At 41.6% G+C, this 15872-nt stretch carries 12 protein-coding genes; 4 read left to right on the top strand and 8 right to left on the bottom strand.

Features of this window, described 5'->3' with window-relative positions; translation table 11 throughout:
- Nucleotides 1-14: 14 nt before the first annotated feature.
- Both Q4D72_RS02010 and Q4D72_RS02005 read left to right on the top strand, forming a co-directional pair.
- The gene (locus Q4D72_RS02010; RefSeq protein WP_303075749.1) at nucleotides 15-728 is read left to right on the top strand and encodes a pyridoxine 5'-phosphate synthase; all 714 of its coding nucleotides are present in this window, start codon (nucleotides 15-17) and stop codon (nucleotides 726-728) included.
- Nucleotides 729-1135: 407 nt separating this feature from the next.
- Nucleotides 1136-1900, top strand: a complete 765-nt coding sequence (locus Q4D72_RS02005; protein ID WP_303075748.1) for an exodeoxyribonuclease III — start codon at nucleotides 1136-1138, stop codon at nucleotides 1898-1900.
- Nucleotides 1901-2071: 171 nt separating this feature from the next.
- On the opposite strand, the gene Q4D72_RS02000 is transcribed toward Q4D72_RS02005, so the two are convergent.
- The 6 genes from Q4D72_RS02000 to serS form a co-directional block, all read right to left on the bottom strand.
- Nucleotides 2072-2455, bottom strand: coding sequence for a TraR/DksA C4-type zinc finger protein (locus tag Q4D72_RS02000; RefSeq protein ID WP_303075747.1), 384 nt, complete (start codon nucleotides 2453-2455; stop codon nucleotides 2072-2074).
- A 67-nt stretch (nucleotides 2456-2522) separates the two neighbouring features.
- Nucleotides 2523-3707, bottom strand: a complete 1185-nt coding sequence (locus Q4D72_RS01995; protein WP_303075746.1) for a toxin-antitoxin system YwqK family antitoxin — start codon at nucleotides 3705-3707, stop codon at nucleotides 2523-2525.
- A 44-nt stretch (nucleotides 3708-3751) separates the two neighbouring features.
- Nucleotides 3752-4060 (bottom strand): membrane-binding protein, encoded by a 309-nt coding sequence (locus Q4D72_RS01990; protein WP_303075745.1) that lies wholly within the window; start codon nucleotides 4058-4060, stop codon nucleotides 3752-3754.
- A 610-nt stretch (nucleotides 4061-4670) separates the two neighbouring features.
- Nucleotides 4671-5108, bottom strand: coding sequence for a GNAT family N-acetyltransferase (locus tag Q4D72_RS01985; protein ID WP_303075744.1), 438 nt, complete (start codon nucleotides 5106-5108; stop codon nucleotides 4671-4673).
- A 114-nt stretch (nucleotides 5109-5222) separates the two neighbouring features.
- A complete protein-coding gene (gene ileS / locus Q4D72_RS01980) occupies nucleotides 5223-8699 on the bottom strand; it encodes an isoleucine--tRNA ligase (RefSeq protein WP_303075743.1) in 3477 nt (1158 codons plus the stop codon).
- 204 nt (nucleotides 8700-8903) lie between these two features.
- Nucleotides 8904-10184, bottom strand: coding sequence for a serine--tRNA ligase (serS, locus tag Q4D72_RS01975; protein WP_303075742.1), 1281 nt, complete (start codon nucleotides 10182-10184; stop codon nucleotides 8904-8906).
- Between the two features lie 186 nt (nucleotides 10185-10370).
- Between serS and Q4D72_RS01970 the strand changes: the two genes are divergently transcribed.
- Complete coding sequence (locus Q4D72_RS01970) at nucleotides 10371-12140, top strand: aminopeptidase P family protein (protein WP_303075741.1); 1770 nt, start codon at nucleotides 10371-10373, stop codon at nucleotides 12138-12140.
- Nucleotides 12141-12267: 127 nt separating this feature from the next.
- Nucleotides 12268-12471: a hypothetical protein gene (locus Q4D72_RS01965; protein WP_303075740.1), complete on the top strand. Its 204-nt coding sequence runs from the start codon at nucleotides 12268-12270 to the stop codon at nucleotides 12469-12471.
- 57 nt (nucleotides 12472-12528) lie between these two features.
- Here the strand turns inward: Q4D72_RS01965 and Q4D72_RS01960 are convergent, their stop codons facing one another.
- Both Q4D72_RS01960 and Q4D72_RS01955 read right to left on the bottom strand, forming a co-directional pair.
- The gene (locus Q4D72_RS01960; RefSeq protein WP_303075739.1) at nucleotides 12529-14736 is read right to left on the bottom strand and encodes a cation-translocating P-type ATPase; all 2208 of its coding nucleotides are present in this window, start codon (nucleotides 14734-14736) and stop codon (nucleotides 12529-12531) included.
- 9 nt (nucleotides 14737-14745) lie between these two features.
- A complete protein-coding gene (locus Q4D72_RS01955) occupies nucleotides 14746-15867 on the bottom strand; it encodes a DNA polymerase III subunit delta' (RefSeq protein ID WP_303075738.1) in 1122 nt (373 codons plus the stop codon).
- Between the last annotated feature and the right edge of the window lie 5 nt (nucleotides 15868-15872).

Raw genomic sequence — 15872 nt, 5'->3', positions numbered from 1 at the left:
ATTCAGATTTAAAAATGACAAAATTAAGCGTAAATATCAATAAAATCGCAACTCTGCGAAATTCACGCGGCGGAAACGTGCCCAACCTGCTGAAAGTTGCCACCGATGTACAAAAATTTGGAGCCGAAGGGATAACAATCCACCCGCGACCCGATGAGCGCCACATTCGCTATCAAGATGCCTTTGATTTACTGAATGTTGTGGTAACCGAATACAACATTGAAGGCAATCCCATCCCGAAATTTATGGACTTGGTGCTGAAAGTGAAGCCCACACAGGTAACACTCGTGCCTGATGCCGATGATGCCATCACTTCCAATGCCGGATGGGATACCCGCAAGCACAAAAACTTCTTAACCGAGGTTATTTCCGAATTTAAACGAAACGGAATCCGTACATCACTCTTTGTTGATCCCGTTGAAGCGATGGTAAACGCCGCCGCCGAGACAGGAACCGACCGCGTAGAGCTGTACACCGAAAGTTACGCAACCGAATATGAAAAAGGCAACCAAAAAGGTATCGAACCCTATGTGAAAGCCGCCTTGGAAGCGCAAAAAGTAGGGCTGGGGCTCAATGCCGGACACGATTTAAGCCTCGATAATATCAAATTCTTCAAGGAAAACATTCCCAACCTGTTGGAGGTTTCCATCGGGCACGCGCTTATTAGCGAATCTCTGTATTTGGGGCTTGAAAACGTGGTGAATCTGTATCTAAATAAACTGAAATAAATAATTTTACTGCCGTAAAAACAAAAAAACAAGCAAAAAATAGTTGTAAATTTACTGTAATTTAATCTTGAAATCCTGTTGGTTTTAAATAACCGGCAGGATTTTGTTTGTTATGTGTCGGTTTATCTTTTCCGATAGCATAAAAAAATGATTTTCTTACAAGAAAAGAAATTTTTTGTGAAATAAAAGAATACTTTTCCTGCTATAAAAGAAAATTTTCCAGCAAAGAAAAATAATTTCCTTGCAATGAAAGAAGATTTTCGTGCAAGGAAACGTAATTTTACTGCAAAAAAAGAAAGTTTCCCTGCACGGAAAAACCATTCGCGTACAATAATTTTACTGAAAACAGCAGTTTATCATTAAAATATCGCTACATTTGTCCGCTTGAAATCACAAAAAAACTAAAAATGAGAATAATATCATACAATGTAAACGGGATAAGGGCAGCAATGACCAAGGGATTAGCCCAATGGCTCGAAAATGCCAATCCCGACGTGCTTTGCCTGCAAGAAATTAAAGCGTTGGAAAGCCAAATCGACACGAAAACCTTTGAAGACTTAGGGTATAAATACCAATACTGGCATAGCGCCGAAAAAAAAGGATACAGCGGGGTGGCTATCCTCTCGAAAATCAAACCTGACCACGTGGAAATCGGGAGCGGTATCGATTATATGGATAAAGAAGGGCGGATTTTACGCGCCGACTTCAATTCAGTTTCGGTAATGAGCCTCTATTTGCCTTCGGGAACCAATATTGACAGGCTCGACTTCAAGTTTGCCTTTATGGACGACTTCCAAAAGTACATCGACCGGCTCAAACAATCCGTTCCTAACTTGATAATTTGTGGCGACTACAATATTTGTCATCAAGCCATCGATATTCACGACCCCGTGCGCAATGCAAACGTTTCGGGCTTCTTGCCGGCAGAAAGAGCTTGGTTGGATTCCTTTATGAAAAGCGGTTTTATCGATAGTTTCCGCCATTTTAACAAAGAACCTCACAATTATTCGTGGTGGAGTTATCGCGCAAACGCCCGCAATAATAATAAAGGCTGGCGCATTGATTATAATTTGGTGGCGCAACCGCTTGAAAGTCGTTTGCAACGTGCCTTAATCTTACCCGAAGCAAAACACAGCGACCATTGCCCCATTTTAGTGGAGATTACAGATTAAAAAATATATTTGACAGTTAGTGAACCTCACTAACTGTCAAATTTTTTGGTTATACCTGCCGGTTTTCGTCGGTATTTTTAGCCACAACACCGTTTGACAGCATTTTTTAAAGCAATACCGTCTTGTTTTGGCAAAATAATAAATCACTTCGCGCCATTTACGCCAAACCGACTATTGCATATTCTTGGCTTCAATGCTCAACGTGGTATGCGGAACGGCAAGCAAGCGGCGTTTATCGATAAGTTTGCCCGTAACCCGACAAACCCCGTAGGTTTTGTTTTCAATACGGATAAGGGCGTGCTTTAAATCGCGGATAAACTTTTCCTGACGGATTGCCAACGCCGTATTTTCTTCCTTACTGTTCACTTTTGAGCCTTCCTCAAAGGCTTTGAAGGTGGGGGCGGTGTCTTCCGTGCCGTTGCTGGCGCTATTCATATAGGCGCTTTTCAAAAGCTCTAAATCGGCTTGGGCTTTCTGGATTTTTTCTTCAATAAGCGCCTTGAATTCTTCAAGTTCCTTGTCGGAATATCGGGCTCTGATGTTTTCTGCTTCCATAATACTCTTATTTTTAAACTGAATGATGCATTCTTTTGTTATTTTCTTGCTTTGAAATTTGTTTTTCTTAAAACTGAGTTGATTTTATTAGATTGCGATGGTCATAAACGTCCTCTTTTTCGAGCTTTCCGCCCTCGGTGTAATACTTCCACGTGCCGTGCATCGTGTCATTCTTGTAGAAACCTTCGGTGTAGAGCTTGCCGCTGCGGTGGTACGACTTGAAAACGCCTTCTTTATTGCCGCGAACGTACGGAGTTTCTTTCTCCAAGAAGTTATCCTTGTCCTGATAATAATATTTCCACGTGCCGTCACGAAGTCCGTTCGTGTAATTGCCTTCCACTTCCTTCTTCCCTTCGGAATTCATCGAGAGATACGCCCCGTGCAGTTCGCCATTGGCTAAATTCCACAGTTCGCTGAGCTTTCCGTTCACGTGAAAGGTTTTTCGCACGATGATTTTGTCGTCTTTGTAATCCCTTTCTTCGGCAACCACCCCCGTATCGTAAAATTCCTTACAGATACCGTTGCGTTTGCCGTTTTTTACACGAATTTCGATTTTTGGGTTGCCATTTCCGAAGTACTCCCGCTCGGTATACGTGTCCTTATTGGTGTATTCCACCTCTTTTTTAAGGGTTCCGTTCTCGTTTACTTCTTTCCACTTGCCGGAAGGCTCACCGTCTTTGTAGAAACGCGTGTATTGGTAATCGCCCCGATTGGAAACCATCTTGCCCCAGAACTTTCCGTGCTTTACATCGTCTTTGTACGTCTCCAAAAGGCGTAAATTTCCGTCGGAATCAAATTTTTTCTGCTCGCCATTGAGCTTTCCGTTGGTGAAATTGTCTTCCCGAAGCAGTTTTCCTTTGGAATTGAACTCCTGCCACTTGCCATCGGGTTTGCCTTTTTTGTAATGCATCAGTCGTTCGAGGTTTTTCGGGTCGAATTGGTTATAAACCGCTTTTTTTCCGTCGAGTTCACCATTATTATACGAACTTTCTTCCAGCAAATCGCCTTTTGATGAAAAACGTTTGTATTTTCCGTGCATCCGACCTTTTGCGAAATGTACCTCATAGAAACTTCCGCCTCCCAAAGCCACTTTGTAATCACCATCAAGTGGTTCGTCGGTTTTGTCGGACTTGTAAAGGGTTTCCGTGCCGAATTTCTGAGCGGTAATTTCGTTTTCGGAAACAAATTTTTGGGCATACCCCGAAGGTATCACCAAAAAACAAGCCATTGCAATGAATTGTAGTGCTTTCATAGCGTTATTTTCTGATAAAAAACAATCATTCCCTGCCGGAAAACCTATCGGCTTGCCGAGATACCGAACTCTTTCCAGTTCTCTTGCGGAATATCCACCTTTACGCGTGTTCGGGCAAAGGAGTGGCTCTCGATGAGTTCCTTCATTTTGTCGTCCAACGCCTTGGTTTTGGCTTTCAAGTCCGCTTTTAGTTTCTCTTGCTCGCTGTTAAGGGTTTCCACCTCCGTGCGGAGGGCTTCGAGTTTGTTGATAAACTCGTTGTCAATCTTGGTTACTTCGCCCGCGTGGTTACGAAGCCCGTCTACCATCAGTTTTACACTGGTAATCTGTTTTGAATACGTTAGTGCTGCCATAGTAATACTAGTTTTAATGTTGATAATTTATTTTTTTGTTTCAAAATTTTAAATAGTTCTCGTTCTTTTTTCGTTTTCTTCCTTTGAAGGAAAAAATCAAAGCACGAAACGCAGGGGTATTTGATGGTTGGCGGTTATTTCTTGACCGAATTGCCCATTTTACACCTTGCGTAAGGGTTATGCTGTGGGTAATTACTGCATTTCTTTCATTGAATTTCATAACAGCACCTATTTTGCAGCGTAGAAACACTACCCAAAGCCGATTTTTATCTTATAAAGAGTTTTTTTATGGATGGAAAAATGAATTTTCTTCAATAAAAAACATTTTTCTTGATTGAAAATTTAATCTTACAGCAGTAAAATTGAATTATTCATCAGTAAAATTGAATTCTACTGCTATTCTTTTCAACGAACCACCGGTAAGATTTAATTTTACAGGTCGGAAATTAAATTTTCTAGCAGGGAAACTCTTTTTTACCGCTCAAAGATACGATTTCCTTTTTTAAAAAACAAATTTTTTAGCAAGAAAATTAATTTTCCTTAACGGATTTCTTTTTTTCTACGGAAGGAAAGGTTATTTTACGGTTTCAAGTTTCAGAAAAACGGCTGTTTAAAACGAATCACATTGCATTTTTTGGTGTGGGATACCATCCAAATCGAATAATCCGCCTACGGATTTAAATCCGAATGCTTCATAAAAAGGAATTACGTATTGTTGGGCTTCAATGACGATTGTTTTTTGAGGGTAAGTAGCTCGGATAAAAGCCATTACTTCTTGTACGAGTCGTTTTCCGAGTCCCGAGCCTCGGCATTCCGGCGAAACAACAACCCGCCCGAAGGTTATGTGGTTTTCCTTTCTAAAAACACGGCTATACGCACTGATTTTTGCGTTTTTATCGGTGTAAAACACGTGATGACAGCGTAAATCTTCGTCATCCAACTCGTAATACGGGCAATTTTGCTCCACCACAAAAACCGCCACCCGCAAACGCATTATTTGGTACAACTCGGAAGTGTTTAACTGCTCAAAAGTTTTTATTTGCCACATTTTTTTGGGGTTTTTATGCAGGGAAAGAAGAAAATACCGATGGAAAAGCTCTTTTAACCTTTGTCAAAGTCCGAAAGACTTTGACAAAGGTTCTTTTCAGAGCAATGAAATTGTTTACGCTTTCTCCACCACGATTTTGGTCGTGATATTATCGAATTCTATCGCCTCACCGGAAAGGTTTTCCGTGAAGGAAAGTTCGTTAGTAAGCGTTTCATTTTTAATGTATTGTAGGTTTGCCGAAACGGCTTCCTCCAATGTTTTTTCGCTTTGCAAGCGAATGTTAATTTTGTCCGTAATTTCAAAATTATTGTCCTTGCGAATATTCTGAATGCGGTTCACGAGCTCACGGGCGATGCCTTCTTTTTTGAGTTCGTCCGTGATGTGAATGTCCAACGCCACGAGCAAACTTCCCGACGTTGCCACAAGCCAACCTTCGATGTCTTGGGTGGTAATTTCCACATCGTCAAGGGTTAAAACCACCTCGCCATTGGCTAAATTCAACGTGAGTTCGCCCTTTTTCTCGATGGAAAGAATATCTTCTTGCGTAAATTTCTGTATTTCAGCAACTACGGCTTTCATATCTTTCCCAAAACGAGGACCTAAGGTTTTGAAATTCGGTTTTATTTGCTTTACCAAAATTCCGGACGCATCTTCCAAAAGTTCGATTTCCTTAACGTTCACTTCCGATTTGATAAGGTCGGCAACGGCTTCAATTTCAGCTTTTTCCGCTGCATTGGCAACAGGAATCATTATCTTTTGCAATGGTTGACGCACCTTTATCATTTCCTTTTTACGAAGCGAAAGCACCAATGACGAAATGCTTTGAGCTTTTTCCATTTTGCTTTCCAATAATTTGTCAATCATTGTGTTATCCGATTTCGGGAAGTTGGTCAGATGCACACTTTCGGCGTTTTCTTGTCCCGTTTTGGCGGTCAAATCTTTGTACAATCGCTCGGCGTAAAACGGAGCTACGGGAGCCATCAATTTTGCCACGTTGAGCAGACAAGTGTAAAGCGTTTGGTATGCCGAAATTTTGTCGGCTTCGTATTCGCCTTTCCAAAAACGACGACGGCAAAGCCTTACGTACCAGTTACTTAGATTTTCCTGCACGAAATCGGAAATGAGTCGTGTGGCACGCGTAGGCTCGTAGGTTTCGTAGGCTTCGTCCACTTTTTGAATAAGCGTGTGCAGTTCCGATAAAATCCAGCGGTCAATTTCGGGACGTTCCGCAAGTGGAATATCAGCTTCTTTGTATGAAAATCCGTCCACGTTGGCGTACAAAGCAAAGAACGAATAGGTGTTGTAAAGCGTTCCAAAGAATTTTCTCCTAACCTCTGCAACTCCCTCTAAATCAAACTTTAAGTTGTCCCACGGATTGGCGTTGGAAATCATATACCAGCGAGTGGCATCAGGTCCGAACTCTTTCAGCGTGGCGAACGGGTCGATGGCATTGCCCAAGCGTTTGGACATTTTTTGTCCGTTTTTGTCTAAAACCAATCCGTTGGAAACCACGTTTTTATACGCAATTCCGTCGAAAACCAATCCTGCAATGGCGTGAAGCGTATAGAACCAACCGCGGGTTTGGTCTACTCCTTCAGCAATGAAATCAGCTGTTTTCCAAGTGTTTTCAACCATTTCTTTGTTCTCAAACGGATAATGCCATTGGGCGTAAGGCATCGCACCGGAATCAAACCAAACGTCGATAAGGTCGTTTTCGCGTTTCATCGGTTTTCCGCTTTCGGACACTAAAATAACGTTGTCCACCACGTTTTTATGCAGGTCGATTTTTTCGTAATTTGCCTCGGACATATCGCCCACTTTGAAATCAGCAAAAATGTCTTCGCTCATCACTCCGGCGGCGATAGCTTTCTGAATTTCAGCTTTTAATTCTTCCACCGAGCCGATGATTTTTTCTTCTTTTTTGTCGTCGGTTCGCCAAATCGGAAGCGGAATGCCCCAGTAACGCGAACGCGACAAATTCCAGTCGTTGGCGTTTTGCAACCAGTTTCCGAAACGCCCTTCGCCAGTGGCTTTGGGTTTCCAGTTGATGGTTTTGTTCAGTTCAAAAAGGCGGTCTTTGATGTCGGTAATTTTGATAAACCACGAGTCAAGCGGATAGTACAAAACGGGTTTGTCGGTACGCCAACAATGCGGATAGGAGTGAACATATTTTTCCACCTTAAACGCCTGACCTTCTGTTTTTAAGAGAATAGCGAGTTCTACATCCCAAGACTTTTCAGGCACCGTTTCGTCGTAATATTCGTTTTTGATGTATTTTCCGCTGAAAATTTCAGGAACTTTGTTGCCTTTCACAAACTTTCCTTGCAAATCCACAAGCGGCACCAAATTGTCGTTTTCGTCTTTGATGAGCATCGGCGGAATGCCGTTTTCTTTGGCAACACGAGCGTCATCAGCACCGAAAGTCGGGGCGATATGCACAATACCCGTTCCGTCTTCCGTCGTTACGAAATCACCCGTAATCACACGGAAGGCTTGGTCGGCATTTTCGGCAGGTAAAAACCACGGAATCAGTTGCTCATAAGTAGTTCCTTCCAAATCCGAGCCTTTAAATTCGTCGATGATTTGATACGGAATTTTAGCGTGCTTCATCTCGCTGGTTTGTGCAATCGCCACATTGATAATGTCCAAAGCATCATCTCTATCAGGGATTTCGTTGTATTTTTGTTCAATTCGGTCAAATATTTCAGAATTTTCACCTTCGGCAAACTTGCTTCCGAATTGTTTTGATACTAAATCTTTTGCTAAAATCACATAAATCGGCTCGTAAGTGTATTGATTAAAAGTTTTAACCAACACATAATCAATATTTTTGCCCACAGCCAAAGCCGTATTTGACGGAAGCGTCCAAGGGGTGGTTGTCCAAGCCAATACAAACACATTTCTGCCTAAATCTTTAAACTGATTTATAAGCTGATACGAAAAAGTTTTCACACGGAATTGAGCTACAATCGTGGTGTCGGAAACATCGCGGTAAGTTCCCGGCTGATTGAGTTCGTGCGATGAAAGTCCCGTTCCTGCTTTTGGTGAATAAGGCTGAATGGTGTAGCCTTTGTACAGAAGTCCCTGATTATAAATCTGTTTCAACAGCCACCAAACCGACTCCATATATTTGGATTTGTAGGTGATGTACGGATTTTCCATATCCACCCAGTAGCCGATTTTTTCGGTGAGGTCGTTCCAGATGTCGGTGTAACGCATCACGGCTTCCTTACAGGCTTTGTTGTAATCTTCCACAGAGATTTTTTTACCGATGTCTTCCTTGGTGATGCCGAGTTCTTTTTCCACGCCGAGTTCTACGGGCAGTCCGTGCGTATCCCAGCCCGCTTTTCGCTTCACCTGAAAGCCTTTTTGGGTTTTGTAACGACAAAAAATATCCTTGATGGAACGCGCCATCACGTGGTGAATGCCCGGAATTCCGTTTGCCGAAGGCGGTCCTTCAAAAAACACGAAAGGCGTTTTGCCCTCACGCAAGTCGATACTTTTGTCGAATATGTTGTTTTCCTGCCAGTATTTCAAAATTTCACCGGCTAAGGTGGGTAAATCTAAGGTTTTGTACTCTGTGAATATCATTTTCTAAACTTCTAATTCGTTGTGATTAAATACATTTCTGGCAAAAAACGCCTCAATATTATTTTAAAGATGCGAAATTACTAAAAAAATATGGGATAAAACGTTTTTTTGAGGCTTTTTTTATTTCTGTAATAAGATAAAAACCTGAAATCGATACGTTTAAATCAATTTCAGGTTTTTGATTATGAATGATCAACAATTTCACTATTTTTTGAGTTCGATTTTGTCAAATCCGGTGTATTTTTGCAACACTTCGGGGATTGCGATGCCGTCTTCGGTTTGGTAATTTTCTAAAATTCCAGCCAAAACACGGGGCAATGCCAACGAACTTCCGTTAAGCGTATGAGCCAATTTATTTTTTCCGTCGGCATCTTTGTAACGCAATTTCAATCGGTTGGCTTGAAAGGTTTCAAAGTTAGATACTGAGCTGATTTCCAGCCATTTTTGTTGTGCCGTGGAATAAACTTCAAAATCGTAAGTCAATGCCGAAGTGAAGCCCAAATCACCACCACACAAACGCAAAATGCGGTACGGCAACTTCAATTCGTTCAGAATAGATTTCACGTGCTCAACCATTGCATCTAAGGCTTTGTACGAATTTTCGGGGTGTTCCACGCGTACAATTTCCACTTTATCAAACTGATGCAAGCGATTCAGCCCGCGAACGTGAGCCCCGTAACTTCCTGCTTCTCTGCGGAAACAAGGCGTGTATGCCGTACAGCAGATAGGAAGCTCATTTTCAGCAAGTAACACATCTCTGAAAAAATTGGTTACCGGCACTTCGGCGGTGGGAATCAAATAGAGGTCGTCCAACCCAATGTGATACATTTGTCCTTCTTTATCAGGAAGTTGCCCCGTTCCGTAGCCCGATGCTTCGTTTACCACGTGAGGTACTTGAAATTCTTGATAGCCCGCTTCGGTGTTTTTATCTAAAAAATAAGTGATTAACGCCCGTTGCAACTTGGCTCCCTTGCCTTTGTAAACAGGAAAACCCGCTCCCGTAATTTTTACACCAAGCTCAAAATCAATGATATCGTATTTTTTTGCGAGTTCCCAATGTGGAAGTGCGTTTTCGCCTAAATTCGGGATTTCACCGGCTTGAAAAACTACTTCGTTATCGGTTTCGGAAGTTCCAAACGGAACTAATTCATTGGGAATGTTTGGAATACGATACAATAGTTCGCTTAAGTTTTCCGAAATTTCGGACAAGGCATCGGAAAGATTTTTGGATTTATCTTTCAATTCGGCGGTTTTTTCTTTCAAAACATTGGCTTCGGCGGTTTTTCCGGATTTGAAAAGCTGACCGATTTCCTTTGAAATGGCGTTGGATTCTGCCAAAACGGTGTCAAGTTCAGCTTGGGTGGCTCTTCGTTTTTCGTCTAACTGAATCACCTCATCAACGATATGTAAATCTTTGAAATTACGCTTTTTAAGTCCGTTTAAAACCGTGTCTTTATTTTCTCTGACAAAAGTAAGTTGCAACATATTTTTCGTTTTTAACACATTGAACCCACAAAGGTACAAAATATTCAGTAAAATCAAAAAAAAGAGGTTTTATTTTTGTTTTTGGGAAAAGAAAAATCTAAAAAGAAGAAGGAAATTAAAAATATTTCATACCTTTGTCAGACTTATTTTTTAATGAAATAGTTACAATCCGTTAAATTTTAGATAATGAAAACATCAGAAAAAATAACACTTTTACGAAAACAGATGCAAACCGAAGGCGTTGATGCCTTTGTGATTTTTAGTGCAGACCCACACCTTAGCGAATATCTGCCTGAGGAATGGTTGGAACGTGCGTGGCTTTCAGGTTTTACGGGGTCGGCTGGTTTTGTGGTAGTTACCCGAGATAAAGCCGGATTGTGGACGGACTCGCGTTATTTTGTGCAGGCACCCATTGAGCTCAAAGATTCGGGCATCACACTTTTCAAGGAAGGCGTGGAAGGTACACCCGATTATGTCGATTGGTTGGTGTCGGAACTTCCAAAAGGGGCAACGGTGGCGCTGAATGCTTTGGCAACGTCACATTTAGCGTGGGAAAAATTACATAATGTATTGAAAAATAATGAAATACATTTGAAAAACAATCCGTTGTTGGATAAGGTTTGGACAAATCGTCCGAAAAGTCCACTGCACCCTATTTTTGTGCATCCTGATAAATGGGCAGGGCAAACGGTAAATGATAAATTGGAAGCCATTCGCGAAAAAATGAGACAGCAAAAAGCTGATTTGCATATAATTACTTCATTAGATGATGTGGCTTGGACGCTCAACCTTCGAGGGAGTGATGTGGCGTATAATCCGGTGTTTTTGGGTTACGTAGTGCTTTCAAAAAACGATGCCATTTTGTTTGTTGATAAAGCCAAAGTAACTGCTGAAGTTGAAAATCATTTGAAAAAATCGGGAGTGGCAATCAAAAATTATGATGATTTCTTTACATATCTTTCCGAAGTGAAAAAATCATCGGTGTTAATTGCTCCGAATGCCAATCAAGCGATTTTCAATGTTTTAGAAAAAGATAATTTCATAATAAAAGCGCCGGCGCCGGGTAATTTGATGAAAGCTACCAAAAATGCAACCGAGCTGGAAGGATTCCGAATCGTGATGGAGCGCGATGGTGTGGCGATGGTTAAATTTTTGTACTGGCTGACGCATCGGGTAGGGAAGGAGCCGATGACTGAGTACAGCATCGGAAAAAAACTACGTGATTTCCGTGCCGAAGGCGCTAATTTTGTTGGTGAAAGTTTCGGAAGTATCGTTGGTTATCAGGGTAATGGCGCAATTGTGCATTATTCGGCTCCGGAAGAAGGCAGTAAAGAAGTTTTTGCCAAAGGCAGTATTTTGGTGGATTCGGGCGGGCAATATTTAGAAGGAACGACCGACATTACCCGTACCATTCCGCTTGGTGAGGTTTCACAGGAATTTATCGACGATTGTACGCTGGTTCTTAAAGGTATGATTCAGTTGGCGATGGTGCGTTTTCCGAAAGGGACAAAAGGCGTTCAGTTAGATGCCTTTGCCCGAATGCCTTTGTGGAAACACAAAAAAGATTACGGACACGGAACGGGGCACGGCGTGGGAAGTTTTATGAACGTACACGAAGGTCCGCAAAACATTCGGAAGGATATGAATCCGCAAGAATTGCTGGTGGGAATGGTTTGTTCAGACGAACCCGGTTTTTATGTGGAAAACAAATACGGCATACGCCACGAAAATTTGATAGCCGTGCAGGAAGTGCAGCACAATGAATTCGGGACTTTCTATGAGTTTGAAACACTGACGCTTTGTCCGTTTATGCCCAATGCCATTAACATACATTTGCTTACCGATGACGAAAAACAATGGCTGAACAATTACCACAAAACTTGCCAAGAAAAGTTAGCACCTCATTTGCAAGGCGATATAAAACAATGGTTTTTGGAACTTGTAAAGCCGTTGTGATTTACCAAATTGCATTTTAAGGATTTATAATCTTTTTATTTTCAGCACCGAATGAAAACTGTTAAAAAAATAAGATTTTCCCATTTTTTTAACAGTTTTCTTTTTTAAACCGAAAGATGAAATACGGTTGTTTTTTATTTCAAAAATACCTTTTATAGAACCTTTTGAAAGAGAGTATGCAATCAAAGATGCTGTCCAAAAATTCAAAATCATCAAACATAAAAAAGACTATATTGAGTTACAACAATCCAATGGAACTGTTTTAAAACTCAAAAAAGTAGAAAAAGGTTTTTATGGTGATGAACCTTTTGTAAGAGAAAATAATAAATAACTACAGTTAAAATCAAAAAATCTTCTTTCTTAATTAAGAAAGAAGATTTTTTTGTGATTATTCTTTCCATTTGAGTCGCAAACTGTTGGTTACCACACTGAGGCTGCTCATCGCCATCGCTGCGCCGGCAAGCATCGGGCTAAGCATAAATCCGTTGATGGGATATAAAACTCCGGCTGCAATGGGGATACCTATAATGTTGTAAATGAATGCCCAAAATAAATTCTGCCGAATGGTTGTTACCGTTTGCTGTGAGAGTTTTATTGCTTGCGGAATTTTACCCAAATCAGATGATATGATGGTCATTCGGGCAACATCAATGGCAATGTCAGCGCCTTTTCCCATTGCGATGCTTACATCGGCAGTGGCAAGGGCTGTGCTGTCATTGATGCCATCACCAACCATTGCTACGATTTTTTGGTTTTGTTGTAATTGTTTTATAAAATCAGCTTTGTCTTGGGGCAAACATTCACTTTTGTAGCTTTTTATATACAACTGATTAGCAATAGCTTGCGCAGTTTTTTTATTGTCGCCCGTCAGCAGATGTAAGTTGATGCCCATTGCGTGCAGTTCGTTTATGGCGGTTTTTGAGGTTGGTTTTACTTGGTCGGCTATGGCTATGGCGGCGAGTGCTTTTTGGCTATCGGAAAACCAAATCACGGTTTGGGCTTTGGCGCTCCACTTGTCGGCTTTTTGTTGCAATATTTCCGAAGGAGTGATTCCGTTTTCGGTTAATAAGGTTTTATTCCCAACGAAGTACGTTTCACCACTAAAAACAGCCGTTACGCCTTTTCCGGTAATGCTTTCAAAATTAGTTAAATAAACCTCATTTGCGTCTGTCAAGTGATTTGTAACAGCTTCTGCCAGTGGGTGTTCTGATTGTTTTTCGATACTTCGCAAAATGCTTTTTAGCTCCGGTGTTTCGGTAAGCCATTCGATGTTGGTAACTTGGGGTTTCCCTTCGGTAATCGTACCGGTTTTGTCCAGCACAATATCGGTTATGTTTTTAGCCCGTTCCAAACTTTCGGCATCTTTTATCAAAATTCCTTTTTCGGCGCCTTTGCCAATGCCCACCATAATGGCGGTGGGTGTAGCCAATCCCAAGGCGCACGGACAGGCAATAACCAAAACGGTAACCGCTGCCAACAACCCTTGAATCAGGCTGTGTTCGCCACCCAAAAAAGCCCATAAAATAAAGGTGATTGCGGCAATTACCATCACCGTTGGAACAAAAACCGAAGCAATTTTATCCGTTAGTTTTTGAACGGGAGCTTTACTGCCCTGTGCTTCCGTAACGGTTTTGATGATTTGGGCAAGCATCGTTTCTTTGCCTACTTTTTCGGCTCGGAATCGGAAACTTCCCTTTTGGTTAATAGTGCCTGCAAAAACTTTCTCGTTCTCCTTTTTTAGTACGGCAACGGGTTCGCCACTGAGCATACTTTCATCAACGTACGAAGTTCCGCCAACTACCTTGCCATCAACGGCAATTTTTTCACCGGGTTTTACCAAAATAGTGTCGCCCACCCGAACGGATTCAATAGGTACGGTTTTTTCATTGCCATCGGCTTGGATAAGAGTAATGGTTTTGGGTTGTAGTCCGATGAGTTTTTTGATTGCCGATGAGGTGTTTCCCTTGGCTTTTTCTTCAAGTAATTTCCCTAAAAGAATGAATGCGATGATAACGGCAGCCGCTTCAAAATAAACGTGCGGGGTGATATCTTTTTTTTGTAAATAACTTGCAAGCAGCATATTAAATACGCTAAAACAATAAGCAATACCGGTGCTGAGGGCTACCAACGTATCCATATTTGCCGAGCGGTTTCGTGCTTTTTTCCAAGCACTTACAAAAAAATCTTTACCCAACCACAACACAACCGGAGTTGAAAAAAGCCACATCAGTTCATTGGCGTAGGGCATATTCATAAAAACCATTCCGATGACAACCACAGGAATCGATAACATAACTGCCCATAAGGTTTTGAATTGTAGCGACTTTATTTTTTCAAGATGGATGCTCTCTAAGGTTTGTTGCGAATCGGTACCTTCGTTAATCAACAGGTCAAAGCCCGATGCTTGCACAATTTTTTGCAAAGTTTCGGGATTGGTTTGCTTAGCACGATATTCCACCGTGAGGTTGCCCGTAGCGAAATTTACGACAGCATTTACAATTCCATTGCTTTGTTTTACAGTGTTTTCAACGCTTCCGGCACAAGCAGCACAACTCATTCCCAGCACGGGAAATGTTTTTTTGATGATGTTACTCATTTGTACGTTTTATTTGGTGTGCAACAATCGGGTTAGTTTGATGGATAAATCCGTGAGAATAATTTTGGCGTTTCCGTTGCGTTCGATGTGAAAAAGAGCGTCTTCCAATTGTTGGTGAATGGCTTCGATGTTATTTCCGTGAACAAACGGAGCGAATTTTTCCAAACGAAACGATGGGTCTTGAAACTCGGAATACACCAAACTTCCTGAATTGTAATTTAAAAGCATCGCCTGACGGAAAACCTCAATACAATACAACAAAAATTGTTTTTGCGTTTCGCGTCCTGCGGCGGCAATTTCTTCGCTCCATTGCAAAAGTCCGTGAATGGAAGCCTTGTTGCCTTTGGCTCGGTAAGCGGTTCTGACCCAGCTGATAAACCATTTTTCAAAGCTGTTTTCTTCATCTTTTTCCTGCGAAAAACGCAAGGCTTTGTTGAAACTTCCTTGTGCCCGAACGGCTAATTTAACAGCTTCATTTTCAGGAATTCCGTTTGCTATAAGTCCCTGTTTGATGGCATTTTCGCTCAACGGCGGAAAACGCAAAATTTGGCATCGTGATTTGATGGTTTCCAAAATGGCGTTTTCATCTTCCGTAACTAACAGAAAAATAGTTTGTTGCGGTGGTTCTTCCAGTAGTTTTAAAAGTTTGTTTGCCGATTCGGTATTCATTTTTTCTGCCATCCAGATAATCATCACTTTGTAACCGCCTTCAAAGGCTTTGAGGGCGAGTTTGGAGGTGATGTCTTTGGCTTCGTTCACGCTGATGTTCCCCTGTTTGTTTTCGATGCCCAGCTGCGAATACCAATCGAAGAGATTTCCGTAAGGTTGCTCTTTCACGAATTTGCGCCATTCATCTAAAAATAAGGAACTTATGGGGTCTTTTTTTACTTTGGTATTGGTGGCTGTCGGGAAAACGAAATGCAAATCGGGGTGCGAAAGGTTGGCACATTTCAGCAAACACGATGCGTTATTTTGGCAAAGAATGTACGTGCCATAGGCAATTGCCATCGGGAGCGTGCCACAACCTTCACCGCCCACAAAAAGTTGTGCGTGCGGAATGCGTTGGGCATCTACGCTGTCTTTTAAGTATTTTTTGATGGAATCGTATCCAAGGATGTTGTCAAATGTCATTTTTT

The sequence above is a fragment of the Capnocytophaga sp. genome, from assembly GCF_030532915.1.
Lineage (GTDB): Bacteria > Bacteroidota > Bacteroidia > Flavobacteriales > Flavobacteriaceae > Capnocytophaga.
This window is presented reverse-complemented; position numbering and strand designations above follow the sequence as displayed.